23 protein-coding genes are annotated in these 27,000 nt (G+C 65.3%); 12 read left to right on the plus strand and 11 right to left on the minus strand.

The features are described 5' to 3' along the window. Window positions 1-25 precede the first annotated feature (25 nt). From XH93_RS14050 to XH93_RS14060, 3 genes are read right to left on the minus strand one after another with little or no spacing between them, the layout of a single operon-like run. Entirely contained in the window at window positions 26-955 is a 930-nt protein-coding gene (locus XH93_RS14050) for a polysaccharide deacetylase (RefSeq protein ID WP_194473967.1), read from the minus strand. A gap of 21 nt (window positions 956-976) precedes the next feature. Then, complete coding sequence (locus tag XH93_RS14055; RefSeq protein ID WP_194473968.1) at window positions 977-1,732, minus strand: SDR family NAD(P)-dependent oxidoreductase; 756 nt, start codon at window positions 1,730-1,732, stop codon at window positions 977-979. A gap of 18 nt (window positions 1,733-1,750) precedes the next feature. Then, window positions 1,751-3,043 carry an MFS transporter gene (locus XH93_RS14060; protein WP_194473969.1) on the minus strand — a complete coding sequence of 431 codons (1,293 nt, stop codon included), beginning with the start codon at window positions 3,041-3,043 and terminating at the stop codon, window positions 1,751-1,753. A gap of 256 nt (window positions 3,044-3,299) precedes the next feature. On the opposite strand from XH93_RS14060, the gene XH93_RS14065 reads away from it, so the two are divergent. The 3 genes from XH93_RS14065 (at window position 3,300) to XH93_RS14075 (ending at window position 6,059) form a co-directional block, all read left to right on the plus strand. Next, window positions 3,300-4,058, plus strand: a complete 759-nt coding sequence (locus XH93_RS14065) for an SDR family NAD(P)-dependent oxidoreductase (RefSeq protein ID WP_194473970.1) — start codon at window positions 3,300-3,302, stop codon at window positions 4,056-4,058. Between the two features lie 5 nt (window positions 4,059-4,063). Further along, window positions 4,064-5,323 carry an FAD-binding oxidoreductase gene (locus XH93_RS14070; protein WP_194473971.1) on the plus strand — a complete coding sequence of 420 codons (1,260 nt, stop codon included), beginning with the start codon at window positions 4,064-4,066 and terminating at the stop codon, window positions 5,321-5,323. Window positions 5,324-5,390: 67 nt separating this feature from the next. Then, on the plus strand, window positions 5,391-6,059 hold the full coding sequence (locus XH93_RS14075; RefSeq protein WP_194473972.1) for an amino acid ABC transporter permease: 669 nt from the start codon (window positions 5,391-5,393) through the stop codon (window positions 6,057-6,059). 183 nt (window positions 6,060-6,242) lie between these two features. Here the strand turns inward: XH93_RS14075 and XH93_RS14080 are convergent, their stop codons facing one another. Continuing rightward, on the minus strand, window positions 6,243-7,121 hold the full coding sequence (locus tag XH93_RS14080) for a transporter substrate-binding domain-containing protein (RefSeq protein ID WP_194473973.1): 879 nt from the start codon (window positions 7,119-7,121) through the stop codon (window positions 6,243-6,245). 283 nt (window positions 7,122-7,404) lie between these two features. Beyond that, window positions 7,405-8,364, minus strand: coding sequence for a polyphosphate kinase 2 (gene ppk2, locus XH93_RS14085; RefSeq protein ID WP_246799616.1), 960 nt, complete (start codon window positions 8,362-8,364; stop codon window positions 7,405-7,407). 148 nt (window positions 8,365-8,512) lie between these two features. On the opposite strand from ppk2, the gene XH93_RS14090 reads away from it, so the two are divergent. Further along, entirely contained in the window at window positions 8,513-9,685 is a 1,173-nt protein-coding gene (locus tag XH93_RS14090) for a fumarylacetoacetate hydrolase family protein (protein ID WP_194473974.1), read from the plus strand. Between the two features lie 923 nt (window positions 9,686-10,608). Here the strand turns inward: XH93_RS14090 and XH93_RS14095 are convergent. Further along, window positions 10,609-11,070 carry an Lrp/AsnC family transcriptional regulator gene (locus XH93_RS14095; protein ID WP_139481877.1) on the minus strand — a complete coding sequence of 154 codons (462 nt, stop codon included), beginning with the start codon at window positions 11,068-11,070 and terminating at the stop codon, window positions 10,609-10,611. Between the two features lie 131 nt (window positions 11,071-11,201). Here XH93_RS14095 and XH93_RS14100 point away from each other — a divergent pair, with 131 nt between their 5' ends. Next, on the plus strand, window positions 11,202-13,568 hold the full coding sequence (locus XH93_RS14100; protein WP_194473975.1) for a transketolase: 2,367 nt from the start codon (window positions 11,202-11,204) through the stop codon (window positions 13,566-13,568). Window positions 13,569-14,149: 581 nt separating this feature from the next. Further along, window positions 14,150-15,580 carry an aldehyde dehydrogenase family protein gene (locus XH93_RS14105; RefSeq protein ID WP_194473976.1) on the plus strand — a complete coding sequence of 477 codons (1,431 nt, stop codon included), beginning with the start codon at window positions 14,150-14,152 and terminating at the stop codon, window positions 15,578-15,580. Window positions 15,581-15,788: 208 nt separating this feature from the next. Here the strand turns inward: XH93_RS14105 and XH93_RS14110 are convergent, their stop codons facing one another. Then, on the minus strand, window positions 15,789-16,751 hold the full coding sequence (locus tag XH93_RS14110; RefSeq protein ID WP_194473977.1) for an SMP-30/gluconolactonase/LRE family protein: 963 nt from the start codon (window positions 16,749-16,751) through the stop codon (window positions 15,789-15,791). 101 nt (window positions 16,752-16,852) lie between these two features. On the opposite strand from XH93_RS14110, the gene XH93_RS14115 reads away from it, so the two are divergent. Then, window positions 16,853-17,674 carry an NAD(P)-dependent oxidoreductase gene (locus tag XH93_RS14115; protein WP_194473978.1) on the plus strand — a complete coding sequence of 274 codons (822 nt, stop codon included), beginning with the start codon at window positions 16,853-16,855 and terminating at the stop codon, window positions 17,672-17,674. Here XH93_RS14115 and XH93_RS14120 read toward each other — a convergent pair whose 3' ends face one another. Further along, window positions 17,675-18,259 carry an invasion associated locus B family protein gene (locus tag XH93_RS14120; protein WP_194473979.1) on the minus strand — a complete coding sequence of 195 codons (585 nt, stop codon included), beginning with the start codon at window positions 18,257-18,259 and terminating at the stop codon, window positions 17,675-17,677. A 22-nt stretch (window positions 18,260-18,281) separates the two neighbouring features. Continuing rightward, on the minus strand, window positions 18,282-18,971 hold the full coding sequence (locus XH93_RS14125; protein ID WP_194473980.1) for a GntR family transcriptional regulator: 690 nt from the start codon (window positions 18,969-18,971) through the stop codon (window positions 18,282-18,284). A gap of 171 nt (window positions 18,972-19,142) precedes the next feature. Between XH93_RS14125 and XH93_RS14130 the strand changes: the two genes are divergently transcribed. The 4 genes from XH93_RS14130 (at window position 19,143) to XH93_RS14145 (ending at window position 24,083) form a co-directional block, all read left to right on the plus strand. Next, on the plus strand, window positions 19,143-20,846 hold the full coding sequence (locus XH93_RS14130; protein WP_194473981.1) for an IlvD/Edd family dehydratase: 1,704 nt from the start codon (window positions 19,143-19,145) through the stop codon (window positions 20,844-20,846). 150 nt (window positions 20,847-20,996) lie between these two features. After that, window positions 20,997-21,995, plus strand: coding sequence for a TRAP transporter substrate-binding protein (locus XH93_RS14135; protein ID WP_194473982.1), 999 nt, complete (start codon window positions 20,997-20,999; stop codon window positions 21,993-21,995). A 166-nt stretch (window positions 21,996-22,161) separates the two neighbouring features. Then, a complete protein-coding gene (locus XH93_RS14140; RefSeq protein ID WP_194473983.1) occupies window positions 22,162-22,746 on the plus strand; it encodes a TRAP transporter small permease in 585 nt (194 codons plus the stop codon). Then, window positions 22,743-24,083, plus strand: coding sequence for a TRAP transporter large permease (locus XH93_RS14145; RefSeq protein WP_194473984.1), 1,341 nt, complete (start codon window positions 22,743-22,745; stop codon window positions 24,081-24,083). The genes XH93_RS14140 and XH93_RS14145 overlap by 4 nt, the downstream gene beginning before the upstream one ends. Here the strand turns inward: XH93_RS14145 and XH93_RS14150 are convergent. After that, window positions 24,065-24,652 carry a histidine phosphatase family protein gene (locus tag XH93_RS14150; protein WP_194473985.1) on the minus strand — a complete coding sequence of 196 codons (588 nt, stop codon included), beginning with the start codon at window positions 24,650-24,652 and terminating at the stop codon, window positions 24,065-24,067. The two genes, XH93_RS14145 and XH93_RS14150, sit on opposite strands and share 19 nt — an antisense overlap. A gap of 21 nt (window positions 24,653-24,673) precedes the next feature. Then, the gene (locus XH93_RS14155; RefSeq protein WP_194473986.1) at window positions 24,674-25,465 is read right to left on the minus strand and encodes an enoyl-CoA hydratase/isomerase family protein; all 792 of its coding nucleotides are present in this window, start codon (window positions 25,463-25,465) and stop codon (window positions 24,674-24,676) included. Between the two features lie 288 nt (window positions 25,466-25,753). Here XH93_RS14155 and XH93_RS14160 point away from each other — a divergent pair, with 288 nt between their 5' ends. After that, window positions 25,754-26,974 carry an NAD(P)/FAD-dependent oxidoreductase gene (locus XH93_RS14160; RefSeq protein ID WP_194473987.1) on the plus strand — a complete coding sequence of 407 codons (1,221 nt, stop codon included), beginning with the start codon at window positions 25,754-25,756 and terminating at the stop codon, window positions 26,972-26,974. The last annotated feature ends 26 nt before the right edge of the window (window positions 26,975-27,000 follow it).

Raw genomic sequence — 27,000 nt, forward strand, 5'->3', positions numbered from 1 at the left:
TTGAGCAAATTCCTTGGGCAAATCCTCAAGCGGCGTGGTCGCGCGCGTAGCGGACCACATCGGCATGGGTTGCGCACCAGACGTCGCCCTTGGCCTTGGCGAGGCGAATCAGCTCCTCGATGATCCACAGCCGCGAGCGGTAGCCGATCATGTGCGGGTGGCAGGTGAGCTGGAAGACGCCGCCCTCTTCATAGGCCGCCTCGAACTCGCGCCTGAATACGTCGAACACGTCAGATGGCGGCGTGTACGGACGCAGGCCCTGGAACCGGTGCATCATGAAATACACGGCGTCGTCGCGGATCCATTCCACCGGAAACTCGATGACGCCGGTCGGCTCGCCATCGAGCAGCAGCTCGTAGCAATCGACGTCGGCCATCAGCGAGGAATCGTAGAGCAGGCCGGCCTCCTTGGTGATCCGCAGCGTGTGCGGCGAGAAATCCCAGGACGCCGTGCGCGCGCCGACCGGTCGCACCCTGGTCGTCTTCTCCAGCACGTCGGCGGCGCGCGTCATCAGGTCCTTTTCGGCCTCATACGGCAGCACCGAGTTCAACTCGTGGATCCAGGAATGGATGCCGATCTCGTGGCCCTCGGCGATGATGCGGCGCTGCTCGTCGGGATAGATCAGTGCGCACACGGCCGGCACATAGAAGGTCGCGGGGACCGAGTATTTTGCCAGCAGCTTCAGAATGTTCGGGACGCCGACGCGATTGCCATATTGTCCCCACGCCATCCGTCCGATCGATTTGCCGCCGTCGCGCAGCTCGTTGGTCTCGTGATCGGAATCGAATGACAGCGCGAACGCGCATCGCGCGCCGTCCTTCCACCTCTTCGGCCGATAGGTTCTTCCCGCGCGGACCTGGTTGACCAGTCCGCGCCAGTGCGCCTCCGGCCATTGCCAAGGCTCAAGCTTCGATGTTTCGAGCTTCGATGTTTCGAGCTTCGACGTCTCGTTCATGATGGTTCTCCCGGATGATCGTTACAGGGGGCCGCCGGTGACGGGGATGGTCTGCCCTGTGATCCATGAGGCGTGGTCCGAGGCGAGGAATGTCACCGCATCGGCGATGTCCTGCGGCGCGCCCATGCGCCGCATCGCGATCGTGTTGACGAAATTGTCGCGGAACGCGGCCGGCCAGTTGTTCCACTGCCGCTCGTAGTCGGGGCTGGTCGCCATGAAGCCGGGCGCGACCGAATTGACGGTGATGCCGAACGGCCCGAGCTCCTGGGCGAGCTGTTTGACCAGGCCGATTTGTCCGTGCTTGGCGGCGGGATAGCTCTGGATGCCGGTGAGGCTGGTGGCGAGGCCGGCGCGGCTCGAGATGGTGACAATGCGGCCGCCGCCTTTTGTCTTCATGCCGGGCGCTGTGGCCTTGATGAACAGGAACGCGCCCTTGAGATTGGCATCGAGGATGGCGTCGAAATCGTCCGCGCTCACCTCTTCCAGCGGCCGGGGCCTTTGGCCACGGACGCCGCCCGCGACATAGACAAGGATGTCGGCGCGGCCGGCAATGCCCACGACCTCGGCAATGGAGGCCTCATCGGTGACGTCGACCTTGGCCGCGACGATCTCGCCGCCGCCATCGACGCGGCCCGCGATCGGTGCGAGTTCATCGAGCAGCAGGTCGCAGGCGACCACGCGCGCGCCGTCATTGGCCAGCGATCGCGCGATGGTCTGGCCGATGCCGCGCGCGGCTCCGGCCACGATCGCGGTGCGTCCGTCGAATCGAATGAGCATGGCGGGCGCTTCAGCCTCTCATCGCAGTTTGGTGCCGGCGGTTTCCTTCAGGCTGCAGATCACGGCCAGCGAGATCACCGCCGCAGGCAGCAGATAGAGATAGGTCGGCGACACCGGCGATCCTGTGGCCTGGATGAGCCAGGTCGCGATGAACGGCGCGAAACCGCCGAAGATGGCGACCGAAAGCGCGTAGCCGCTCGACATCCATGTGGAGCGCAGATGGGTCGGGAAGATTTCCGAGATCGCCGCGGGTCCGGCGCCGGAATAGAGCGCGAGCAGGATGCCGAGCAGGATCTGCAGCGGCATCACCAGCGCGAGCCCGGCGCCGCCCGTCATCAGCGAGAACAGCGGATAGGCGAGCAGCCCGATGCCGATCGCGCTCGCCATCAGGAGCGGCTTGCGGCCGATCCTGTCCGACAGTGCGCCCCAGAACGGAACCGCGATCACCATGGCGATAAGGCCGATCGTGTTCGACCACAACGCCTCTGATGGCGTCAGCCCGGCGAAGCGCTGGGTGAAGCTCGGCATCCAGGCGAGCAGCGTGTAATAGGCGACGGTCCAGAAGATGGTGAAGCCGAACGCGAGAGCCCCGAGCGGAAACCCGGCGATCACCGGCTGGTCGGCGACGGCCCGGCGGCTTGCTTCATAGGACGGCGTCTCCTCGACGTTGCGCCGCAGATAGGCGCCGACGAACAGCAGGAGCACGCCGAACAGGAACGGCACGCGCCAGCCCCAGTCGAGCATCGCCGCCTGGCTCAGCGACGAGGTCATGATGGCGGCGACGGCGGAGCCGAGCAGCGAGCCGCCGGCGGTCGAAACCTGCTGAAAACTGCCATACAGGCCGCGGCGGTGTTGCGGCGCCCACTCCACCATGAAGGCGGTCGAGGTGCCCCATTCGCCGCCGGCCGCCAGCCCCTGCACGATGCGCAGGCCGACCAGCAGGATTGGCGCCCAGACGCCGATCGCCTCATAGGACGGCAGCAGGCCGAGCCCCACCGTGCCGAATGCCATCAGGAAGATGGTGAGCATCAGTGCCGCCTTGCGGCCTCTGGTGTCGCCGAGGCGGCCGATCACGATGCCGCCGAGCGGCCGCGCCAGGAAGCCGACGCCATAGGCCGCGAAGGCGGCGAGCAGCGAGGCGGTGGGATCGGTGTTCGGGAAGAATTTTGTCGCGATCAGTCCGGCGAGATAGGCATAGACGCCGAAATCGTACCACTCGAGCAGATTGCCGATCGCCGCGGCCCAGATCGCCCTGCGGGAGTTGTCAGCCAGATCCGCGCTCGGCGCGGCCAGAACAGAAGCTTCCGCCATTGCATCACCAGTCACGGGCATTTCACTGCAATATTCGACATGACAATCCGGGCGGTGTCGAGGGGTGAGGCGCGCGCCATGACGGCTCTGCGGTGATGGCTGACAGTTCGCTGCGGCATAGCTCCTCGCCGTGCTGCTGGTCTTGCTGCTGGTCCTGGCTTTCGATCACGGCTCTTGTGCCGAACGGCGCGCAATTTGCATTTCACGACACCGCACCTATAGTTCTCCATCCTCTGAACTCCACTCACGTCACCTCATGCGCGTTTCGATCATCACAGGCGGCGGCTCCGGCATTGGCGCCGCGATTGCGCGCCGGCTCGCCGCATCGGATCAATGTCTGGTGCTGCATGGCCAGGGCGCGGACGCCGCCGGGCGCGAGCGGCTCGATGCGGTGGCCGAGCAATGCCGCGGCAAGGGCGCCACGGTCGAGATCAGCACCGGCGATCTCGCCGAGGCCGGCACAGGCGCGGCGCTGGTCGACGCCGCGCGCGCCGCGTTCGGACCGGTCGATGCGATCGTGCACGCGGCCGGCTTTGCCGACCGCCGCGAATTCGCCAGTTTGCCGCGCGCCGCGTTGGAGCGCGCCTTCGCGGTGATGGCTGCGGCGTTCCACGAGATCACCGCGGCTGCGCTGCCGGATCTCACGCGCAGCGCGAGCGGTCGCGTCGTCGCGGTCAGTAGCTTCGGGCCGCATCGCTTCCTGCGAGGGGCCACCTATCCGGCCTCGGCCGCGGCAAAAGCCGCGCTCGAGGTGCTGGTGAAATCGCTGGCGATCGAGCTCGCCGCGTCCGGCGCCACCGCGAATGCCGTGATGCCCGGCTACACCCGCAAGGATCCCGGCCTGTTCGGCGCGCTCGATACAGCGACCTGGGAGCGCGTCGCAAAGGCCAATCCGATGCAGCGGCTGGCCGAGCCCGACGAGGTCGCCGCCGTCGTCGCCTTCCTGTTGTCGGCGGAAGCCGGCCACGTCACCGGCGCCACGCTGCCGGTCGATGGCGGCCTGACCCTGATGTGATCGGCATGGGCGAGGGCACAGCAGGACAACAGACGGACGTGATCGTGCTCGGCGCCGGCATGGTCGGCGTCTCCGCGGCACTTGCGGCGCGGCAGCGCGGTCTCTCCGTCAGCATCGTCGATCGCCGCGAGCCCGGCAGCGAAACCTCCTACGGCAATGCCGGCATCATTTCGTCAGGCTCGATCCTGCCGCTCAACACGCCTGCGCTCTGGAAGAACCTGCCGAAATACCTCAGCAACACGCATCCGGCGTTGCGCTGGAATCTCCCGTGGGCGATCGCCAACGCCGGCTGGGTGATCCGTTTCCTCGCCAGCGCTGCGCCGTCGCAGACAAAACCGCGCGCGGCTGCGCTCAACGGGCTGATCGGCGCCTCGCTGAAACTGCATCGCGACTGGATCGTGCAAGCCGGGGCCGGGCATCGCATCCGCGAGACCGGCTGGCTGAAGGCCTGGCGCAGCGACGGCCTTGCGGCCGCCAAGGCCGAGCAGGCGGCGCTCGCCGAATTCGGCATCAAGAGCGAGGTGCTCGACCGCCAGGACATTTCCGCGCTCGAGCCCAACATCATCCCGGCCTACAGCACCGGCCTGCTGCACACCCAGACCGCATCGGTGGATTCGCCCGGCGCGGTGGTGAAGGCCTACGCCAAGATGCTCGCGGATGGCGGCGGCGCGGTCAGGCAATCCGAGGTCAGGCGGATCGAACCGCACGGCGGCGGCTGGCGCGTGCTGCTTGCCGATGGCGAGATCGCCGCGCGCCATCTCGTGGTCGCGCTCGGGCCGTGGTCGGCGGAGCTGCTGCGGCCGCTCGGCTATCGCGTGCCGCTGGCGTTCGAGCGCGGCTATCACCAGCATTTCGTACCGAACCCGGCGCGCAAATTGCTGCGCCCGATCCATGATTCCGACGGCAGCTTCCTGATGACGCCGATGGAGCAGGGCATCCGCGTCACCAGCGGCGTCGAGCTTGCAGCGCGCGACGCGCCGTCGAATTTTTCCCAGCTCGAGGCGGTGGTGCCGATGGCGCGCAGCGTGGTCGAATTCGGCGATGCGGTCGGCGAGCGCTGGCGCGGCGCGCGGCCGACGCTGCCGGACAGCCTGCCGATGATCGGCGCAGCGCCGCGGCATCGCGGGCTGTGGCTGGCGTTCGGCAACCAGCACATCGGCTTCACCACCGGCCCCGGAACCGGCACTGCGATCGCGGCAATGATCGCGGGCGAGGCGCCGCCGTTCGATGTGAGCGCGTTTGCGCCAAACCGGTATATCGCGTGACTCGCGCGGGCCTGCCTGCGATGCTGGACGGCGCCGGCGCGCGAATGGTCGATAACCGAGGGGCAGGATGAACTACGTCTGGGATTTCGGCATCCTTGCCAAGTACAGCCATCTGTTCTGGCTCGGGCTCGGCTGGACCATCGCCTACACGATCGGCACCATCATCCTCGGCACGCTGATCGGCCTGATCGTCGGCATGGCGCGGCTGCGCCGCATTCCCGTGATCGACTGGCTGCTGATCGCCTATATCGAGACCTTCCGCTGCACGCCGCTGCTGGTGCAGATCATCTGGTTCTACTACGCGTTCCCGGTCGTGATCGGCGTCAACATCCCGGCCCATGTCGCCGCCGTCAGCGTGCTGTCGCTCTATGGCGGCGCGTTCTATGCCGAGATCGTGCGCGGCTCGATCGAGAGCGTGCCGGTCGGGCAGTGGGATGCCGCCAAGGCGCTCGGCTTCCGCGGCTGGCGCTTGATGCGGCTCGTGATCCTGCCACAGGCGCTGAAGCCGATGATGGCGCCCTATGTCAACCAGTCGGTGACGCAGCTGAAAAACACCTCGCTGGTGTCGATCATCGCGGTGCCCGATCTGGTCTACAACGCGACGCTGATCAACGCGGACACGTATCGGCCTCTCGAGGTCTACACCATCGTGGCGCTGATCTATTTTGCGATCCTGTTTCCGTCGACCCTGGCGGCAAGGCGGCTGGAGCGCGGGCTGACTTACGACAAGGTGTAAGTGGCTCTTCCCCCTCTCCCCGCTCTTCGCGGGGAGAGGGTTGGGGTGAGGGGCCTCTATCCGGCGAGCAGTTCGCGGCTTGTTGAGCAGTGTGGTTCGCCCCTCACTCGAATCGCATCTTTGATGCGATCCGACCTCTCCCCGCAAAGGGCGGGGAGAGGTGAAGCGGAGATATCCTCGACCTCAAATACTCAATTCCACCGGCACGTCCTCCGGCTTGACGCCGGCGAGGCCGAGGCCCTTGACGAACCATTCGCGCATCTGGCCGATGCCGCGGTTGTAGTCGATCCACACCGAGAGGAAATCGCGCCAGCGCTTGTCGCTCTCGCGCCGCACCGCGGTGCCGCTCGCGATCGTCACCGCGGGCGATTGCAGGATCTTGTAGGTGCCGAGATTCGGGTTCTTGGCGATCGCGGTCAGCCCGAGCACCAGCGCGTTGACCACGCAGTCGACCCGGCCCGACGACATTTCCAGCATCACCTCGTCGCGCGACTTCAGCGACTTGATGGTGGCGTTGGGCGCAAAGCGCCGTGCTACCGCCTCGTTGGCAGAGCCGACGTCGACCGCGATCTTGACCTCCGGCTTGTTGATGTCGGTCCAGGTCTTGGCCTCCAGCCCCTTCTTCAGCATGGCGCCGAACGGATGCGGGAACACCAGGCTGGTGAAATCGACCACCAGCGCCCGCTGCGGCGTCGGATTGAGCGCAAAGCCGAGGTCGATCTTGTTGGCCTGCAGGTCGAGGATCGAGTTGCCGTAGGTCGATTCGACATATTCGAGCTTGACGTCGAGCAGCTTTGCCAAATCGTTGGCCATCTCGATCGAGAAGCCGGACCAGGTGCCTGAGGCGAGATCCTTGTTGAAATAGGGCAGTTCGCCCGGCAGCACCGCGATCCGCAGCACCTTGTTGGCGCGGATGCGGTCCAGCGTGTTGTCGGCCGGCGTCTGCGCCGCGGCCGGCGTCGTCAGCGCCGCCGCCAGCGCCGCGCCGCTGCCGATCCCGAGCGCATAGCGCAGCGCGTCGCGGCGGTCTTCGGAGATTCTTGTTTCGTCGGATTGAGTCACGTGGGCCTCCCTGCACCAAATCGGGGAAGCCTAGCGTCGGTGTCAGGGGGCGGCAATACCATCAGCCTGCGCCATTGGTAGGCGCGTGATGCCTATCGCGTCACCTCTCCCCGCCCTTTGCGGGGAGAGGTCGGATTGCATCGAAGATGCAATCCGGGTGAGGGGCATGGCACGCCCCTCAACAAGCCATGAAGTGCTCGCCGGATGGAGGCCCCTCACCCCAACCCTCTCCCCGTAAGAACGGGGCGAGGGAGCGCAGCGTGCTCGCGGCGAGCGCCCCCGCTCAATACCGCCCCGGCACGTACATCTCCGGCGGGATCGGGCCACGGTGATAATCCGGGTTGTGCACCCGCGGCGGCAGCACCACCGGCTGGTGGGTGACCGGCTGATAGGGGATCTGGCTCAAGAGATGCGAGATGCAGTTGAGCCGGGCACGCTTCTTGTCGACGGCGTCGACGATCCACCACGGCGAGTCCGGCAGGTGGGTGCGTTCCAGCATCGCCTCCTTGGCCTTGGTGTAGAGCTCCCAGCGGGTGCGGGCCTCGACGTCCATCGGGCTCAGCTTCCACTGCTTCAGCGGATCCTGGATCCGCATCGTGAAGCGGAACGCCTGCTCGTTGTCGGTGATCGAGAACCAGTATTTCAGCAGGATGGTGCCGGAGCGGATCAGCATGCGCTCGAATTCCGGCACCGACTTGAAGAATTCCTCATACTGCTCGTCGTTGCAGAACCCCATCACCTTCTCGACGCCGGCGCGGTTGTACCAGCTGCGGTCGAACAGCACGATCTCGCCGCCGGCCGGCAGGTGCGAGACGTAGCGTTGAAAGTACCATTGCGTGCGCTCGCGCTCATTTGGCGCCGGCAGCGCCGCGATGCGGCAGACCCGCGGGTTGAGCCGCTGGGTGATGCGCTTGATGACGCCGCCCTTGCCGGCGGAATCGCGGCCCTCGAACAGCACCACCACCTTCTTCTTCTCGTGCTGCACCCAGTCCTGCAGCTTGACCAGCTCGCCTTGCAGCCGCAGCAGCTCGCGGAAATAAAATTTGCGGTCGAGCCCCTGCCGGCCGAGTCCCGCCTCGTGCTCGAGCTCGTCCAGCCTGACGTCGTCGAGCTCCAACTCGAGCTCCTCGTCGAGACTGTCGGCAAGCTCCTGATGGATGCGGGCGCGCAGAGCTTCGTCGTGCAAGGCTTCGTCGTGCGAGACGTCAGGGCGCAAGGCCTGGTCGGTGAGGGGGGCGGTCATGAAGGTCCGTCTTTCAGTATGTTAGATGGAGCGGACCGGAGCATTGACGGTCGATGTTACCCGTGTGTGACATTGTCATGACGGGTGTTTCACGTCCGCCGCGAGACTGTGCTAACAAGCCTCAAAGACCAGAAACGGGAGAAGCCGAATGATTTCGCTCACGCCACAAGATGTCCTGCCGGCAGACGGCACCAGCGGAACGCTGGTCGGGCGAGTCTGGCTGCCCGAGGCGCGCGGTCCGGCCGTCGCCGCGATCCGCACCGACGGCGTGTTCGACGTCACAGCCCGGTTCCCGACGGTGAGCGCACTGTGCGAGGAGGCGGACCCCGCGGCCGCGCTGCGCGCCGTCAAGGGCGAGCGGATCGGCGACCTCGCGGCGATCCTCGCCAACACGCCGCCGGACAGCCGCGATCGCGCAAAGCCGCATCTCTTGGCGCCGGTCGACCTGCAGGTGCTCAAAGCCGCCGGCGTTACCTTCGCGATCTCGATGCTGGAGCGCGTGATCGAGGAGCGGGCGCGCGGCAATCCGTCTTCGGCGGAGGCGATCCGGGCCGAGGTGGTGCGCCTGGTCGGCGACGATCTGTCAAAACTGAAGCCGGGCTCCGAGCAGGCGATGAAGCTCAAGCAAGTGCTGATCGATCAGAACGCCTGGAGCCAGTATCTCGAGGTCGGCATCGGCCCCGACGCCGAGGTGTTCACCAAGGCGCCGACGCTGTCCTCGGTCGGCACCGGCATGGACGCCGGGCTGCATCCGAAATCGACCTGGAACAACCCGGAGCCGGAGGTCGTGCTGATCGTGTCAGCTAGCGGCAAGATCGTCGGCGCCGCGCTCGGCAACGACGTCAATCTGCGCGACTTCGAGGGCCGCTCGGCGCTGCTGCTGTCGAAAGCCAAGGACAACAACGCCTCCTGCGCGATCGGCCCGCTGCTCCGCCTGTTCGATGCGACCTTCGCGCTCGACGACGTCAGGAAGATGGATGTCGGCCTCACCGTGAAGGGCACCGACGGCTTTGTGCTCGAAGGCCATTCCTCGATCTCAAAGATCAGCCGCGACCCGACCGATCTCGTCGCCCAGACCATCGGCCCCGTGCATCAATACCCCGACGGCTTTGCGCTGTTCCTCGGCACCATGTTCGCCCCGGTGAAGGACCGCGACGCCAAGGGCGAGGGCTTTACCCACAAGCGCGACGACATCGTCACCATCGCCGCCCCGCAGCTCGGCAAGCTCGTCAACCGCATGCGCAATAGCGACGAATGCGAACCGTGGACGTTCGGCGTCGGCGCGCTGATGAAGAACCTCGCGCAGCGGAAGCTGCTGTGATGGCGCGACGCAATGTGAGGTGAGCACGCTAGTCGGGCTCCCTCCCCCCTTGCGGGGGAGGGTTGGGGAGAGGGGTAAGCCCCGAACTCAACTGACCGACGTGGCTATCGTCCTCGCAAATTGAATTCCTCGTCGCGCAACGATGCGCGAGAGCGCGTCGTGTGGCACCCCTCTCCCTAACCCTCTCCCGCATCCGCCTTCGCCAAGGCTTCGGCGGACAAGAGGGGAGAGGGAACCCCGCCGCCGGTGCGTCCCTTACATGCGCTATCGCCCACGAGTTGCACAAGAGCCGGTTAGAGGCGGCGATAGAGGCGTTCGTATTTTCCGAAATAACACTTGACGCCGCCCCCCAACTCACTGTCTAATCCGTCCGTCTCACCCGATCGAGGGGCGCTGCGCATCGTCATAGTGTTGCGGTGGGATGCGGTGGACGGTTCGCATGTCAGTGACGACAGCATGCGAGGCGGACGGTGAAGTCGTGCAGGCCTGACGCCCTAGTGGCAGGTGTCCTCTCGCAAAGCGCGAAAGCGTTTTTGCGAAAGCGGTGACAAAAAAGCCCAGTCTCGCCGGGGAGAGCACGTATAAGCCGTAACCCATCGCGCAGGGAAAGCCGGGTTGTTTCCGGTTACACCTGTGGTCCTACCCCGGTGCTTTTTTGTTGCACCGGGCCCATGGGTGCGAACCGGCACCCGGCTTTCCCTGCGCCCTCTGATCTCAGAGCGGCGAAACGAAATGCAAAGCTCGGACAAATCATGTCGCGAGAATGCGGATGCACAACCTCACTCCGTCATCCTGAGGTGCGAGCTCTTGCGAGCCTCGAAGGATGAATCGGCCCGGCTGGTGGCCGTCGACCCTTCGAGGCTCGCCGAAGAGGCGAGCACCTCAGGATGACGGGTTTAGCTGCGAAGCTCGACGAGCCACCCCTACACCGGCAGCGCGGTCGAGTACTTCACCTGGCTCAGCGCAAAGCTCGACTCGATCGAGGCGATGCCGTCGAGCCGCGTCAGCTTGTTTTTCAGGAACGCTTCATAGGAGGAGAGGTCGGCGGCGACGACGCGCAGGAGATAGTCGCGGTTGCCGGTCATCAGGTAGCACTCCAGCACCTCGTCCCATTTGGAGATCGCGCGGGCGAAGCGATTCAAGTCCTCTTCCTTCTGCCGCGCCAGCTTGATCGAGATGAAGACCGAGACATGCAGTCCGAGCGATTTCTGATCCACCGTCGCGATGTACCGCGAGATCACGCCGCGTTCCTCGAGCAGCTTGACGCGGCGGTGGCAGGGCGACACCGACAGGCCGACCTTGTCGGCGAGTTCCTGCATGGTCAGGCGGCTGTCGGTCTGCAGCAGACTCAGGATCTTGCGGTCGATGGCATCGAGGGCAGGCATTGGAATGAACTCACGGGTGAGGGCCAGATCGTGGGAATTTATCCCAATTTTTCCTGTGCTGTCGCGTGGAATTGAGATTTTCGCCGGCCCGCGCGGCAGTAACATCCGGCATATCGCCCCGGAGCACCGCCATGGCAATCGCGCCCGAACGCCTCGAAATGCTGTCCGCCTTGGCCCGCAAAGTGCTGTGGCTGTCGTCGTGGACCATCCACCACGCCAACCATGTCCGCGCCAACAGCGACGGGCTGAAGGTCGGCGGCCACCAGGCGTCATCCGCCTCGCTCGCCAACATCATGTCGGCGCTGTATTTCTCGGTGCTGCGGCCGCAGGACCGCGTCGCGGTGAAGCCGCATGCGAGCCCGGTGTTCCACGCCATCCAGTACCTGTACGGCCACCAGACCCGCGACAAGTTGGAGAATTTTCGCGGCTACAAGGGCGCGCAGTCCTATCCGTCGCGCACCAAGGACGTCGACGACGTCGATTTCTCCACCGGCTCGGTCGGCCTCGGGGTGGCGCAGACGCTGTTCGCCTCGCTGGTGCAGGACTACGTCAAGGCGCACGGTTGGATGGCCGACCGGCCCGAGGGCCGCATGATCGCGCTGGTCGGCGACGCCGAGATGGACGAGGGCAACATTTTTGAGGCGCTGCTCGAGGGCTGGAAGCACGCGCTGCGCAACACCTGGTGGGTGGTCGACTACAACAGGCAGTCGCTCGACGCCGTGGTGCGCGAAGGGCTGTGGTCGAAGTTCGAGACCATGTTCCGCAATTTCGGCTGGGACGTGGTGATCGTGAAATACGGCAAGCTGATGCTGGAGGCGTTCGCCGAGCCGGGCGGCGAGGCGCTGCGGCGCTGGATCGACAACTGCCCGAACCAGATGTACGCCGCGCTCTGCTTCCAGGGCGGCGCGGCGTTCAGAAAACATCTGCATGATGACATCGGCGACCAGGGTCCGGTCACCGCGCTGATCGACCGCCGCAGCGACGATGAGCTGCTGGCGCTGATGTCGAACCTCGGCGGCCACGACATGGCGAGCATGATCGAGGCCTTTGAATCGATCGATCATGACCGTCCGGTCTGCTTCATCGCCTACACGATCAAGGGCGTCGGCCTGCCGATGCAGGGCCACAAGGACAATCACGCCGGCCTGATGACGGTGGCGCAGATGGAGAAGTGGCGCGCCGCGCAGAACATCCGCCCGGGTCACGAGTGGGACAAGTTCGAGGGCCTGGCGCAGGACACCGCGAAGCTGGAAGCGTTCCTGGCGGAAGCGCCGTTCAACCGCGAGGGGCGCCGCCGCCTGTCGGCGCCTGAAATCGACGTGCCGGAGCGGCTCGCGTTCAAGGCTTCGGCGCAGATGTCGACGCAGCAGGGGTTTGGTCTGATCCTGCACGAACTGGCCAAGGGCGACAGCGCGCTGGCCTCGCGCATCGTCACCGCGTCGCCCGACGTTACGGTGTCGACCAATCTCGGCGCCTGGGTCAACCGCCGCGGCCTGTTTGCGAAAGCGGAGAACCACGATCTGTTCCGGCAGGAGAAGATCCCGTCGGCCTACACCTGGGAATATTCGCCGAAGGGCCAGCACATCGAGCTCGGCATCGCCGAGATGAACCTGTTCATCATGCTGTCGGCGCTCGGCCTGTCGCACCAGATCAACGGCGCGCGGCTATTGCCGGTTGGCACGCTGTACGATCCCTTCATCGAGCGCGGCCTCGATGCGCTCAATTACGCCTGCTATCAGGATGCGCGCTTCATGGTGGCGGCGACGCCGTCGGGCATCTCGCTGGCGCCGGAGGGCGGCGCGCATCAGTCGATCAAGACTCCTTTGATCGGCCTCGGCCAGGACGGGCTCGCCTCGTTCGATCCGGCCTTCGTCGATGAACTCGCGGTGATCATGGCTTTCGGTTTTGGCCACATGCAGCGCGAGGGGGCCGAGGGCGGCTCGGTTTACTTGCGGCTCTCGACCCGCACGCTGGAACAGCCGACGCGGATCATGACGCCGGACCTGCAGCGCGACATCACCGATGGCGCCTATTGGATGCGCAAGCCGGGGCCGAATTGCGATCTGGTGATTGCCTATACCGGTACCGTCGCGCCCGAGGCGATCGAGGCGGTCGGGCTGATCGGCGAGAGCCACCGCGATGTCGGTCTGCTCGCGGTCACCTCCGCCGACCGGCTCTATGCCGGATGGTCCGCCGCACGGAATTTGCGCCGCGATCGCCGCGGCGTGCAGCATTTGAGTCATATCGAGCGGATGCTGGCGCCGCTCGGCCGCGACTGCGGCATCGTGACCGTGCTCGACGGCCACCCGGCCTCGCTCGGCTGGCTCGGCAGCGTGCGCGGCCATCGGGTCGAGGCGCTCGGGGTCGAGCATTTCGGCCAGACTGGCACCATCGGCGACCTCTACCGCCACTACGGCATCGACGCCAACGGCATCATCGATGCGGCGGAGGGGCTCTCGGTCGGTGCGCCGGTGCGGCATCGCAAGATGGCGGTGTAGGTATTTGGTTTCACCCTCCCCAGGAGGGGTCGAGACGAGCGAAGCTCGCTCTTGGGTCGTTGCGCATGAAGCGCAGCGCAATGCGCGACGGGGTGGGGTGATCTCTCCACCCGGATACTGTTGGATGAGGAGAGACCTTCACCCCACCCCGCTTCGCATCTTGCTTCGCTCGATGCGAAACCGACCCTCCCCCTCCAGGGCAGGGCTATCGCATATGAAAGAAACCCGCGTGGAATCGATAGTTCTGCGAAGGGTGGGTCGAGTGAACGTGTCCGCCATTCGCGCTCCGATTCCGATTTGTTCTCCATCCGATTCCACGGCCTATTCAGGTCGAGCGCGTGCCGCGCCAAGCCAAGCATCGGAAGAGACTCGGGAATTGCCATATGCGATCGCCCTGCCCTCCAGGGGAGGGTGCGTTAGGTGGCGAGCCTTGCCACCTGCGCGGCCGAGGCCTTATATCCGTCTGGCGCGCACGAGCCGCGTCCCGCACATGGCGGGTTCAATTCGCCGGGCTTTCGTGCAAGGATGCCTGCCGAACGCTTCCGTTCCCTTTTCCATACGCCCCGTACAAGAGGTTTCCGATGGTCAATCGCATGCAATTCTACATCGATGGCGCCTGGGTCGATCCGGTCGTCAAGAAGTCCACCCCGGTCGTCAATCCGGCGACTGAAGAGGCGATGTATGAGGTTGCGCTCGGCTCGAAAGCCGATCTCGACAAGGCGGTCGCCGCCGCCAAACGCGCGTTCGAAACCTATTCCCAGACCAGCCGCGAGGAGCGCATCGCGCTGCTCACCAAGGTGATCGAGGTCTACAAGGGCCGCATGAAGGAGATCGGCGCCGCCGTCTCCGACGAGATGGGCGCGCCGCTGCCGATGGCCGAGAAGCTGCAGGCCGGCGCCGGCCTCGGCCATCTCATGAACACCCTCGAAGTGCTCAAGAAGTACGAGTTCGAGGAGACCATGGGCACCGCCGTGATCGTGCGCGAGCCGGTCGGCGTCGTCGGCATGATCACGCCCTGGAACTGGCCGCTCAACCAGATCGCCTGCAAGGTCGCGCCCGCGCTCGCCGCCGGCTGCACCATGATCCTCAAGCCCTCCGAGTTCACCCCGACCTCGGCGCTGATCTTCGCGGAAATCCTCCATGAAGCCGGCGTGCCGAAGGGCGTGTTCAACCTGCTCAACGGCCTCGGCCCGGAGGTCGGCGCTGCGATGAGCGAGCACCCGGACATCGACATGATCTCGTTCACCGGCTCGACCCGCGCCGGCGTCGACGTCGCCAAGCGCGCTGCGCCGACCGTGAAGCGCGTCAGCCAGGAACTCGGCGGCAAGTCGCCGAACGTCATCCTCGAGGGCGCCGACCTGACCAAGGCGGTGACCGGCGGCGTGATGCACATGTTCAACAACTCCGGGCAGTCCTGCAACGCGCCGTCGCGCATGATCGTGCCGCTCTCCAAGATGAAGGAAGTGGCCGCGATCGCGAAGGGCGTTGCCGACAAGACCAAGGCCGGCGATCCGCGCGCTGCCGACACCAACATCGGTCCGGTGGTCAACCGCGGCCAGTGGGACAAGATCCAGGCGCTGATCCAGAAGGGCATCGACGAGGGCGCAACGCTCGTCGCCGGCGGTCCGGGTCTGCCCGAGGGCGTCAATAAGGGCTTCTATGTCCGTCCGACCATCTTCGCCGACGTCACCAACGACATGACGATCGCCCGCGAAGAAATCTTTGGACCGGTGCTGACCATCCTCGGCGCCAAGGACGAAGCCGACGCCGTCAAGATCGCCAACGACACGCCGTTCGGTCTCGCCGGCTATGTCACCGGCGACACCGTGGAGAGCGCGCGTCGCGTCGGCCGCCAGATCCGTGCCGGCAACGTCAACCTGCAGGGCGTGCCGAACGAGCGCAGCGCGCCGTTCGGCGGCTACAAGCAGTCCGGCAACGGCCGCGAGTGGGGCCGCTACGGTCTGGAAGAATATCTCGAGGCTAAGGCGGTCGCCGGCTTCAACGCCGCGTAAGCCGAGCCACGAGAGAGACGATAACTGGCGCCGGGGCGGATCACCGCTCCGGCGTCAGACGTTTTGGAGAGGGAATTTGTATCCTTGTCGACGGTTGGCGAGCATCGAGATTCGTAGGATGGGTAGAGCGCAGCGAAACCCATCAATTCGAACCCGCGGCGAGATGATGGGTTTCGCTTGCGCTCTACCCATCCTACGATCGCCGCAACTAACCGCCGAGCGCGCCCTGGGTGTTGACGTAGAGCGCGTAGATCGACTGGCTCGCCGCCATGAACAGGCGGTTGCGCTGCAGCCCGCCGAAGCAGAGATTGGCGCAGCGCTCGGGCAGCGCGATGCGGCCGATCATGACGCCGTCGGGCGCGAACACCACCACGCCGTCGAGCTCGGGATCGCCCATGCCCCAGCCGCACCAGAGATTGCCGTCGACGTCGAGCCGGAAACCGTCCGGTGTGCCGGGGCCGGCATCGACAAACACGCGCTTGTTGGACAGCTCTTCACCGGAAGGCGACACGTCGTAGGCGAGGATCTTGCGGTTGGGCACGCCGCGAGACTCGATGACATAGAGGATTTTTTCATCGGGCGAGAAGGCAAGCCCGTTCGGTCCCAGCACGCCCTCGGCGACGATGCTGGCCTTGCCGGTCTCGGGATCGAGCCGGTAGACGTTGGGATCGATCTCGGGCTCGGCCTTGTAGCCCTCGTAGTTGCCAAGCAGGCCGAAGATCGGATCGGTGAACCAGATCGAGCCGTCGGATTTCACCACGACATCGTTCGGCGAGTTCAGCCGCTTGCCGCCGAAGGAATCGATCAGCACCGTAATCGATCCGTCATATTCGGTGCGCACCACGCGGCGGCCGCCGTGCTCGCAGGTGATCAGGCGGCCCTGGCGATCGCGGGTGTTGCCGTTGGCGAAGTTCGACGGCTTGCGGAAGATGCTGACCGCGCCGGTCTCTTCCTCCCATTTGAGGATGCGCTGGTTCGGAATGTCGCTGCACAGCAGATAGCGTCCGTCGCCGAACCAGACCGGGCCTTCGGCCCAGCGCAGGCCGGTGGCGATGCGTTCCACGGCGGAGAGTTTCAGCCAGTATTTCTCGAAGCGCGGGTCGAGTGCATGGATCGCGGGATCGGGGTAATAGGTCGCGGGACGCCAGCCTGCGGAATGGACATCGGACATTTGCTGTTCTCGTTGTTGTGTTTCCTCTGCGCATGGTTTGCTATCATTGTCGGCCTGCGACCGCAATTCGGTCACGGCACACAGCACATATGAGGGACGGAATGGCACGCATATTGATGACCGGCGCAGCGGGTGGAATCGGCACGAGCCTGCGCAGGTTGCTGCCGCCGATCTATCCGGACCTGTTGCTCAGCGACATCAAGCAGCCCGCCGATCTCGGCGCCGGCGAAAAATTCAAGGCGGCGGATCTTGCCGATCTCGCAGCGGTCGAGGCGATCTGCGAGGGCGTCGACGGCATTTTGCATTTCGGCGGCTACTCGGTCGAAGGATCCTGGGACCAGATCCACCAGGCCAACATCATCGGCTGCTACAATCTGTTCGAGGCGGCGCGCAAGCAGGGCGTCAAGCGCGTGATCTTCGCCTCGTCCAACCACGCGGTCGGCTTCTACCCGCGCCATCACCGCATCGGCACCGATGTGACGCCGCGGCCGGACAGCCGTTATGGAGTGAGCAAGGTGTTCGGCGAGGCGCTCGGCGCGCTCTATGCCGACAAGCACGGGCTCAAGGTGACGTGCTTGCGCATCGGCAATTTCGGTGAGGCGCCGCTCGACCACCGCAGGCTGTCGATCTGGCTGAAGCCGGAGGATCTGGTGCAGCTGTGCCGGATCGGGCTCGAGCATCCCGACATCCATTTCGAGGTGTTTTACGGCGCCTCCTACAACGAGCGCTCATGGTGGGACAATCACCGCGCCTACGATCTCGGCTACCGCCCGACCGGCCGCGGCGAAGATTTTCGCGAGCACGCGATGGCCGAGCAGGCCAAGCTGCCGCCGGATCCGGTCGGCGACTTCTACCAGGGCGGCACGTTCTGCAGCATGGAGTTCGACGGCGACAAGAGCGGGATCATCGATTGGAAGAAGTGATCAGTTCTCGCATTGGGGGAGTTGTTTCACGGCTTCGGTGTGCTGCCGTGGCGACTCCTTCGATGCTTGCTCGGACGCTTTGGGCGGGCTTCCGGCCCCGTCATAGGCTTCGGCAAAATGCGTGAGTGGAAAGGAGAGTTCGATCGTCTGGCCCGTCAGATTCTTGGCTTCGACACTGATGGTCTGCGCGTGCTTCAGCCGTTCGATCAGCCCGCTATCACCTTCGTATGTGCCGCCGCAGCCCAGCGCATAGCAGTGCGGTTTGGCGATCTGGATCGGTTCATCGTGATCGATGCGGAGGTTGATCGTTCCCTCGAGCATGGTCCGCGTTCCGACATTCGCCGTCAGCAGCGCGCGCTTGCTGTTCTGCGGCGAGATACTGATGGTGCCGCCCGACGGCGCGCATTGGCCGCGTGCGGCCGCGCCGACGAAGCAACTCGCCTGGGTCAGGCAGGTCTTGGTCCAGGGCTCGTAGCTCAGTTGCGTCGCGCGCGGATCGGCCGCCTCGCTGACACCGCTAAGCGCAAGTTGCGCGGCGAGCGACCCGAGCAAGATAACCACATGACGCATCGCCGCCTCCTTCACGATCGGGGCCGCGTATCGCGCGCTATTGCGGCTTTTTGTCGTTGGCGATGCGGGCGAGATAATCCGCCTTGCTGTACGCCATGTGATCGACGCAGAGCTGCGCCAATGCCCAGCTGTCGCGGCCCTTCAGCAGCTCGATCATCAGCTCGTGCTGGCGGCGCGACAGTGCGAGGCCCTCGTTGTCGGCGAGGTTCTTCGCGCGCATCGGCAAGGTCAGGTTCATGTAGTCCTGCAGCGAGCGGACCAGGTACGGATTGCCGCAGGCTGCAAACAGCGCGATGTGGAACGCATCGTTGGTCTCGTGGATGCCGCGCATGTCCTGCGCATCGGCTTTGGCGCAGTACTGCCGTTGCAACTCGCTCAGCTCTTCGATCAGGTTGCGAGGGGCGGGCAGGGCGATCATCAGCGCCGCCTGGCGCGTCAGCATCTCGCGAACCTCGTAGATCTGCCGCACCTCGTCCGCCGAGTAGAACCGCACGGTGGCGCCGACGTTCTTCTCACGCAGCACGATGCCCTGGCGTTCGAGCTGGAACAGCGCCTGGCGCACGAAGTGCCGGCTGGCATCGTAGCGCTGCATCAGCGTGTCCTCGACCAGCCGCAAACCCGGAGCGAAGCGGCCGAAGATGATGTCCTCCTCCAGCCGCCGGATCACTTCCGCCTGTTCCTCTTCGCGCGAGGGGACCTGGATGTCTGGTGATGCCTGGGCTTTCATGGCCATCCGTTTGCGAAGCGACGCCGGACGACACCATAGCGCCACGGTTATTGTCAATAATGGGGGTGAATTTGCCGCAGATCAGGCGCCTGGCGCGGCGGGATTATCTCGTATTGACAATAATTCGTGCCGCTCCTTAAGTGCGCGCTGATAATCACGGGATACAAGAAAATGGCCGACGGACTGCGCAAGGGACTGACCAGCTATGGTGACGCCGGCTTCTCGCTGTTCCTGCGCAAGGCCTTCATCAAGGCGATGGGCTATTCCGACGATGCGCTCAACCGCCCGATCGTCGGCATCACCAACACCTACAGCGACTACAATCCCTGCCACGGCAACGTGCCGCAGATCATCGAAGCGGTGAAGCGCGGCGTGATGCTGTCGGGTGCGATGCCGTTCGTGTTCCCGACGATCTCGATCGCCGAGAGCTTTGCGCATCCGACCTCGATGTATCTGCGCAATCTGATGGCGATGGACACCGAGGAGATGATCCGCGCCCAGCCGATGGATTCGGTGATCGTGATCGGCGGCTGCGACAAGACCCTGCCGGCGCAGATCATGGCAGCCGTCAGCGCCGATCTGCCGACCGTCGTCATCCCGGTCGGGCCGATGGTGGTCGGGCATCACAAGGGCGAGGTGCTCGGCGCCTGCACCGATTGCCGCAGGCTGTGGGGCAAGTATCGCGCCGGCGAGATCGACGACGTCGAGATCGAGGCGGTCAACGGCCGCCTCGCGCCGTCGGTCGGCACCTGCATGGTGATGGGCACCGCCTCCACCATGGCCTGCGTCACCGAGGCGCTCGGCCTGTCGCTGCCGATGAGCGCGACGATCCCGGCGCCGCATGCCGAACGTTTTCGGCTGGCGGAGGCGAGCGGCCGCGTCGCGGCCGAGATGGCGAAGATCAAGGGGCCGAAGCCGAGCGAGATTTTGACGCCGTCCTCGTTCCGCAACGCCCAGATCGTGATGCAGGCGATCGGCGGCTCGACCAATGGGCTCATTCACCTGACCGCGATCGCCAACCGCTCGCCGCACAAGATCGATCTCGCCGCGTTCGACAGGCTCGGCCGTGAGGTGCCGGTGCTGGTCGACTTAAAACCGTCGGGCGAGCACTACATGGAGCATTTCCACCACGCCGGCGGCGTGCCGAAGCTGATGGCGCAGCTCGGCGATCTCCTCGATCTCGAGGCCAAAACCATTACCGGGCAGACCCTGCGCGAGATCGTCGCCGGTGCCGAGGAGGTGCCGGGGCAGGACGCGATCCGCTCCAAGGCGAACCCGATCAAGGCCGAGGGCGCGATGGCCATCCTGCACGGCAACCTCGCGCCGCGCGGCGCCGTCATCAAGCAGTCGGCGGCGAGCCCCAAGCTGTTGCAGCATACCGGCCGCGCCGTGGTCTTCGAGTCGGTCGAGGACATGACGCTGCGGGTCGACGATCCCGCGCTCGATGTGACTGCCGACGATGTATTGGTGTTGCGCAATGCCGGCCCGAAGGGTGCGCCGGGAATGCCAGAGGCGGGCTATTTGCCGATTCCGAAGAAGCTCGCGCGTGGCGGTGTCAAGGACATGGTCCGCATCTCGGATGCGCGGATGAGCGGCACCGCGTTCGGCACCATCGTGCTGCACATCACGCCCGAGTCCGCCGTTGGCGGGCCGCTGGCGCTGGTGCGGAACGGCGACATGATCCGGCTCGATGTCGCCAAACGCAGCATCGATCTGCTCGTCGACGAGGCCGAACTGGAGAAGCGCCGCGCCGCGCAGGCGACGGCCGGGACGCCGGATTGGGCCAAGCGCGGCTACGCGCACCTGTTCAACGAAACCATCCTGCAGGCCGACGAAGGCTGCGATTTCGATTTCATGCGCGCCGAGGGGAAGTGACGAAGTCCCGGCGGCAGCGGAATTGTCGATAATGTCCGCCATGTGACGCGCCGGAGGGGCGATGAGCCACTAGATTCCTCTGTTTTATTGACAATCCCGCGAGAGTGGTGGGATGATCAAGCCAACAAACAAAACAGGGGGAACGTCGCGATGGGCTATCCAGCCAAGATCGTCGGAATCGCCATGGCCGCGGCAGCACTGCTGTCCGTGAGCGCGGGGGCGCAGGAGGTCAAGCACTTCCGCTTCGCTTACGACCAGCCGCGCAACACCGGCTATTCGATTGCAGGCGATCTGTTCGCCGACAAGCTCAAGGAATTGAGCAAGGGCACCATGATCGTCGATCAGTATCCCGGCGCGCAGCTCGGCCAGGAGCCGCAGCTGCTGCAGCTGGTGAAGGCCGGCGATATCGAATTTGCCATCATCTCCTCCGCCAACACGGCGACGATCTCGCCGCAGGCCGGCGTGATGTCGCTGCATTTCCTGTTCCGCGACGAAGCGCATGTCATCAAGGGGCTGGCCGATCCAAAGGTGTTCGAGGCGATCAGGACCATGATCGACGAGACCACCCAGGGCCTGCATGTGATCGGCACCGGCTCGCAGGGCGTGCGGCACATCTACAGCAAGAAGGAGGTCCACAACGTCGGCGACCTCAAGGGCATGAAGGTCCGCGTCCAGGCGACCGCGACCGAGGACACCATGTTCCCGGCCTATAGCGCGCAGACGGTGCATATGCCGTTCGGCAGCGTCTACACCTCGCTGCAGACCGGCGTGGTCGACGCCGCCGAGAACAGCATCAACGTCTACCTCGTCAACAAGCATTACGAGGTGGCGCCGGTGCTCTCGATCACCGAGCACGAGGCCAACAACGCGCTGCTGTTCGTTTCCGACAAGCTCTGGCAGAGCCTCTCCGCCGAGCAGAAGCAGTGGGTGCAGGCCGCCGCCAACGAGGTCAGCGCCAAGGAACCGGCCAAGGCGTTCGAGCTGGAGCACAGCGCGCTGAAGAAGTTGAAAGGGTTCGGGGTCAAGGTTGTCGAGGATGTCGACAAGAAGACGTTTACGGCGATCGCCGATCCCTATCTCGACAAACTCGCCAAGGACCTCGGTCCGCACGCCGAGAAGATCAAGAACCTGATCCGCGCGAGCAATTAGAGCCTCGTCAAGCGTCGTCTCGGCCTAGTGCGCAATTGCGCACGGGGGCCGGGACCCATACGCCGCGGGCCTTCAGCGATGCGATCGGGTAGCCGCCTTCTGTAAGCAATTGACGCCGGGGGTTATGGGTCCCGGCTTTCGCCGGGACGACGGGGAATTTTGAGCCATGGCCATCGCCGACAAATTGGTGCTGCAGCGGCAGCGGCATCTGAAATGGCGCGCGCTGGATCGGCTGGAACTGATCCTGATGGTGCTGTGCGGGCTGCTTTGCTTCGGCTTCTCGCTCTCCGTCACCGCCGACATCGTCACCCGCACCATCGGTCATCCCTGGCTGTGGCTGCAGGAGGTGACGTCGACGCTGTTCATCTACGCGATCTTCATCGGGGCGGCGGTCGCGACGCGGCGCAACGATCACCTCTATCTCACCGCGATTTCGGAGGCGATGCACGGCTGGTCGCGGCTCGTCGTCGAGATCATCATCCGTATTGTCGTGCTGGGCGTCGCGTTCTGCCTGATCTGGTACGGCTATCAGAACTATCTGCGCGGCTTCGGCAGCTTCCGCCTGCCGTCGGGCACGCCGATCGCCTCGCTCTATGCGATCATCCCGCTGTCCGGCATTCTGATAGGGTTGTTCACGATCGAGCAGCTGGTCAACGGCATCCGCAACGGCTTTGACCATCCGGAGCCGCCGGACGAGGACGTTGCGATCCCTGCGATCAACACCGGCGCGACGACGGGAGCGCAGCGATGAGCGCGCCGATCGTGCTCGTGCTGATGTCCTGCTCGTTCCTGCTGTTCGGCTATCTCGGCGTGCCGGTGCCGTTTTCGCTGATTGCCGGCGTGTTCATCGGCGCGCTGCTGTCCGACGTCTCGCTCGCGGCGATCATCCAGAAGATTTTCGACGGCGTCGATTCCGAGGCGCTGCTGGCGATCCCGTTCTTCCTTTTGGTCGGCGAGCTCATGAGCTCGGCGAACGTCGTGGTGCGGATCGCCAATCTGTCGGTGTCGCTGGTCGGCCATATCAGGGGCGGGCTGTCGCAGGTCGTCGTCGTCTTCAGCATGTTCTTCTCGGAAATGTCGGGCTCGACCACCGCCGACGTCGCGGTGATGAGCCGGGCGCTCGGCGGTCCGATGAAGCGCGAAGGCTACGAGCCGGCCTTCATCGCCGCGATCATCGCCTCCGCCTCGACGATCGCGGCGCTGGTGCCGCCCAGCATCACGGCGGTGGTCTATGGCGCGGTCGGCAACGTCTCGATCGCCGGCCTGTTCATGGCCGGCGTGGTCCCTGGGCTGATGATCGGCTTCGGGCTGATGATCTACTGCTATTTCTTCGGCCCGTCCGGACTGCGCAAGCCGCGCGCGCCGCTGCGCCAGGTCGCCTTCGCCGCCGGCGACGCCGCGCTGCCGATGATGATCCCCGTGATCCTGCTCGGCGGCATTTTGACCGGCTGGTTCACGCCGACCGAGGCCGGTGTGGTCGCGGTGGCCTATATCATCATCGTGGTGATCCCGGCGCTCAATCGCGGGCATCTGAAGAGGATTCCTTACGACTTCTGCCTCGCCGGGCTGATCTTCTCGCTGCCGCTGATCACGATCGGCGCCGCGAACGCGTTCGGCTGGATGCTCGCTTATCTGCGCGGCGCGATCTACATCGCCGACTGGATCACCGCGATCGCCGGCAACGACCCGCACCTGATCATGCTGCTGATGGTGCTGCTGTTCACCGTGGTCGGTGATTTCATCGAGCCGGTGCCGACCATCATCATCTTCATGCCGCTGGTCAACGCGCTGACCCAGGCCGGCGACATCAACGGCGTCCATATGGGGGTGGTGCTGATCGCAACGCTCGCCTTCGGCCTGATCACGCCGCCCTATGGCCTGGTGCTGCTGATGGCCTCGAAATTCGTCGGCATCAGTTTTGCCAAGGCGCTGCGTGCGGCGCTGCCGATCTATGTCGTGTTCCTGGTCACGATCTGCTTCACGATCTATTTCCCGAAGGTCGTGCTGTGGCTGCCCAAGCAGGTGATCCCGGAATCGGTCGGTTGCTTCAGGGCGCCGGGCGGCCCGGGCTATATCTGTCCGAACTGACCGATCTCCTGCACCGCCCAGGCATCTCCGCTGCGCGCGAAGCGGAACGGCGTGCCATAGCGGTTCTCGAAAAAGCCGCCGCACAGCCGCTGGGCGATCGCCTGCATCACGGCGTCGTGGCCGACGAACAGGATCTCGGCGGCCGGATGACGCTCTTGCCACGTCGTGACGCAGCGGAGCGCGCGCTCGGAGACGGCGGGCCAGGGCTCGCCGTCCGCCGGCAGGATCGAGACCAACTGCTCGAGCGCGGTGAGGCCGTGCTTGCGCATGGTGTCGCGGATCGACTGTCCCTCCAGGCTGCCGAAATCGCATTCGATGACGCCGGCATCGACCACGACCGGCAGCGACAGCGCGGTGCCGACGATTTCGGCGGTCTGCACGGCGCGGCGCAGCGGGCTTGCGACGATTGCGCCGATCGCCACGCCGGTGAGCCGCAGCGCGGCGGCGCGAGCCTGTGCGACGCCGTCACTGTTGAGGAGGTTGTCGGTGCGGCCTTGAAAGCGGCCTTGCCGGTTCCAGTCGGTGGCGCCGTGGCGGAGACACAGGAAGGAGCGGGGCGGCAAGGCCATCTGAGCTGACCTCGGGTGAGGCTACTTCGACTTGCTGGTGAACTTCTTCACCGCGACGCGGAACTCCTCGCTGTTCATGCAGGCGATGATGCCGTCGCGCTCGGCGTCGAGCTGCGCCTCGATTGGCGTGGTCGGTGCCTGATGGATCAGCGCCTTGGTGGCGGCAAGGCCCGCGGGTGCATTCTGCGCCAGCCGCAAGGCGAACGCGCGCGTCGCCGCCTTCAACTCGGTCGCCGGCACGACTTTTGCGACGAGGCCCCATTGCTGGGCCTGCTGCGCGGTAAAATTGTCCTCGGCGAGAAAAATCTGCAGCGCACGGCGCGGGCCGACCGCGGCAGTCAGGCCGACGGTGCCGCCGCCATCGGGCGAGACGCCGATCTTGGCGTAGGCCGGCGTGAAGCGCGCGTCCTCGGCGGCGATGCAGAGATCGGCCATGAAGGCCAGCGACAGGCCGGCGCCGGCCGCCGAGCCGTGCACGCTGGCGAGCACTAGTTTCGGCATCCGCCGCAGCGCGGTGATGAAGGTGTGATAGTGCGCCAGCATCTCGCCGACCACGGCCGGGATGTTGTCGGCTTCGGCGGCAGCGCCGATGGTCTGCAGATCGCCGCCGGCGCAAAAGGCGCGACCTTCGCCCTCGATGACCAGCACGCGGACGTCCTTGTTGGCCTCGACCTCGGCGCCGAGCGCTTCGAGCTTCTTGGCGATCGCAAGGTCGATCGCATTGAACGCGGCCGGCCGGTTCAGCGTGATGGTTGCGACGGCGCCCTCGATCCGGAGCAGGGCGGGGTCATTGGCGGAGGCGGGCTCTGGCATATTGAAGACCTTGGGGTTGAAGATCTTGGGGCTGTTATTTGGGCTGCTATTTTCCTGCATTTAAGGCCCTGGCGGCAGCGCTGGCAATCCGGCCTGTTCCCGGCGCAGGGCCCTGGCGCGCCCCGATCGGGCGGAGACCCCCTTGCGTCGGCGCGAGCCATGAGGCCAAATGGTGCGCCCTCGGGTACGCAGACACGAGCGCTGCGGGGACGGGGCAAGCAAAGCTAACATCGACGGAGAGGAAAACGGCATGGGTCACTCCTGCTCGCTCGTATGTGGGGTGTTCCGATGACAGGTTCGGTCATCATCGTCGGCGCGGGACACGCCGGCTTCCAGCTCGCGGCATCGCTGCGCCAGGGCGGCTTCGCCGAGCGCATCGTGCTGCTCAACGACGAGGGCCATCTGCCGTATCAGCGGCCGCCGCTGTCCAAGGCGTATCTGAAGGGAACCGGCGGGCCCGACAGCCTGATGTTCCGGCCCGACAAGTTTTACCAAGACAACAAGATCGAGCTGGTCACCGATCGCGCCCATGCGGTCGATCGTAACGCGCGGAAAGTGGCGCTGGCCTCCGGCATCTCGCTCGACTACGGCCATCTGGTGTTCGCGACCGGCGCGCGGAACCGGCTGCTCGATATTCCCAACGCAAAACTCGACGCGGTGCGCTATTTGCGCATCCTCGACGAGAGCCAGGCGCTGCGCGATTTGATCGCGCCGGGCATGCGCGTCGTGGTGATCGGCGCCGGCTTCATTGGGCTCGAATTCGCCGCCACCGCGCGCGGCAAGGGGCTCGAGGTCGACGTGGTCGAGCTCGCTTCCCGCGTGATGGCGCGCGCCGTGACCGCGGAAATCTCCGAGTTCTCGCAGTCGCGCCACACCGCCGCGGGAATTCGCCTTCACCTCGGCGTCCAGGTCACGGCGATCGAGGCCAGTGGTGCAAAGGTCACCGGCGTCAGCCTCAGCAACGGCACGCATATTCCGGCCGATCTCGTCGTGGTCGGCGTCGGCGTGCTGCCGAATGTGGAGCTCGCCGCCGAGGCCGGGCTGCCGGTCGCCTCCGGCATCATCGTCGACGAGCATCTCCTGACCGCCGATCCCAATATCTCCGCGATCGGCGACTGCGCGCTCTACACCAGCAAGCGTTTTGGCGGATCGCTGCGGCTGGAATCAGTGCAGAACGCGACCGACCACGCGCGCTGCGTGGCCGCGCGGCTGACCGGCAAGACCGAGGTCTATGACGGCCTGCCATGGTTCTGGAGCGACCAGGGTCCCGACAAGCTGCAGATGGCCGGCCTCACCACCGGCTATGACCGCGTCGTAGTGCGCGGCGACCGCGCGCAGGGCGCGTTCTCCGCGTTCTGCTATCGCGGCGACAAACTGCTCGGCATCGAATCGGTCAACCGCGCCGGCGATCACATGTTCGGCCGCCGCTTGCTCGGCGCCGGCGGCTCGATCACGCCGGAGCAGGCTGCGGATGCGAGTTTTGATTTGAAGAGTGCGCTAGTCGGTTAGCTGGTCGTCCCGGCGAAGGCCGGGCC

Origin of the sequence: Bradyrhizobium sp. CCBAU 51753, from assembly GCF_015291565.1 — a bacterium.
GTDB lineage: Bacteria > Pseudomonadota > Alphaproteobacteria > Rhizobiales > Xanthobacteraceae > Bradyrhizobium > Bradyrhizobium ivorense.

Bases quoted from the DNA above. Each gene is read 5' to 3' on its own strand.
- XH93_RS14050 (WP_194473967.1), bottom strand. From the start codon at position 955: ATGAACGAGACGTCGAAGCTCGAAACATCGAAGCTCGAAACATCGAAG.
- XH93_RS14055 (WP_194473968.1), bottom strand. From the start codon at position 1,732: ATGCTCATTCGATTCGACGGACGCACCGCGATCGTGGCCGGAGCCGCG.
- XH93_RS14060 (WP_194473969.1), bottom strand. From the start codon at position 3,043: ATGGCGGAAGCTTCTGTTCTGGCCGCGCCGAGCGCGGATCTGGCTGAC.
- XH93_RS14065 (WP_194473970.1), top strand. From the start codon at position 3,300: ATGCGCGTTTCGATCATCACAGGCGGCGGCTCCGGCATTGGCGCCGCG.
- XH93_RS14070 (WP_194473971.1), top strand. From the start codon at position 4,064: ATGGGCGAGGGCACAGCAGGACAACAGACGGACGTGATCGTGCTCGGC.
- XH93_RS14075 (WP_194473972.1), top strand. From the start codon at position 5,391: ATGAACTACGTCTGGGATTTCGGCATCCTTGCCAAGTACAGCCATCTG.
- ppk2 (WP_246799616.1), bottom strand. From the start codon at position 8,364: ATGACCGCCCCCCTCACCGACCAGGCCTTGCGCCCTGACGTCTCGCAC.
- XH93_RS14090 (WP_194473974.1), top strand. From the start codon at position 8,513: ATGATTTCGCTCACGCCACAAGATGTCCTGCCGGCAGACGGCACCAGC.
- XH93_RS14095 (WP_139481877.1), bottom strand. From the start codon at position 11,070: ATGCCTGCCCTCGATGCCATCGACCGCAAGATCCTGAGTCTGCTGCAG.
- XH93_RS14100 (WP_194473975.1), top strand. From the start codon at position 11,202: ATGGCAATCGCGCCCGAACGCCTCGAAATGCTGTCCGCCTTGGCCCGC.
- XH93_RS14105 (WP_194473976.1), top strand. From the start codon at position 14,150: ATGGTCAATCGCATGCAATTCTACATCGATGGCGCCTGGGTCGATCCG.
- XH93_RS14110 (WP_194473977.1), bottom strand. From the start codon at position 16,751: ATGTCCGATGTCCATTCCGCAGGCTGGCGTCCCGCGACCTATTACCCC.
- XH93_RS14115 (WP_194473978.1), top strand. From the start codon at position 16,853: ATGGCACGCATATTGATGACCGGCGCAGCGGGTGGAATCGGCACGAGC.
- XH93_RS14125 (WP_194473980.1), bottom strand. From the start codon at position 18,971: ATGAAAGCCCAGGCATCACCAGACATCCAGGTCCCCTCGCGCGAAGAG.
- XH93_RS14130 (WP_194473981.1), top strand. From the start codon at position 19,143: ATGGCCGACGGACTGCGCAAGGGACTGACCAGCTATGGTGACGCCGGC.
- XH93_RS14135 (WP_194473982.1), top strand. From the start codon at position 20,997: ATGGGCTATCCAGCCAAGATCGTCGGAATCGCCATGGCCGCGGCAGCA.
- XH93_RS14140 (WP_194473983.1), top strand. From the start codon at position 22,162: ATGGCCATCGCCGACAAATTGGTGCTGCAGCGGCAGCGGCATCTGAAA.
- XH93_RS14145 (WP_194473984.1), top strand. From the start codon at position 22,743: ATGAGCGCGCCGATCGTGCTCGTGCTGATGTCCTGCTCGTTCCTGCTG.
- XH93_RS14150 (WP_194473985.1), bottom strand. From the start codon at position 24,652: ATGGCCTTGCCGCCCCGCTCCTTCCTGTGTCTCCGCCACGGCGCCACC.
- XH93_RS14155 (WP_194473986.1), bottom strand. From the start codon at position 25,465: ATGCCAGAGCCCGCCTCCGCCAATGACCCCGCCCTGCTCCGGATCGAG.
- XH93_RS14160 (WP_194473987.1), top strand. From the start codon at position 25,754: ATGACAGGTTCGGTCATCATCGTCGGCGCGGGACACGCCGGCTTCCAG.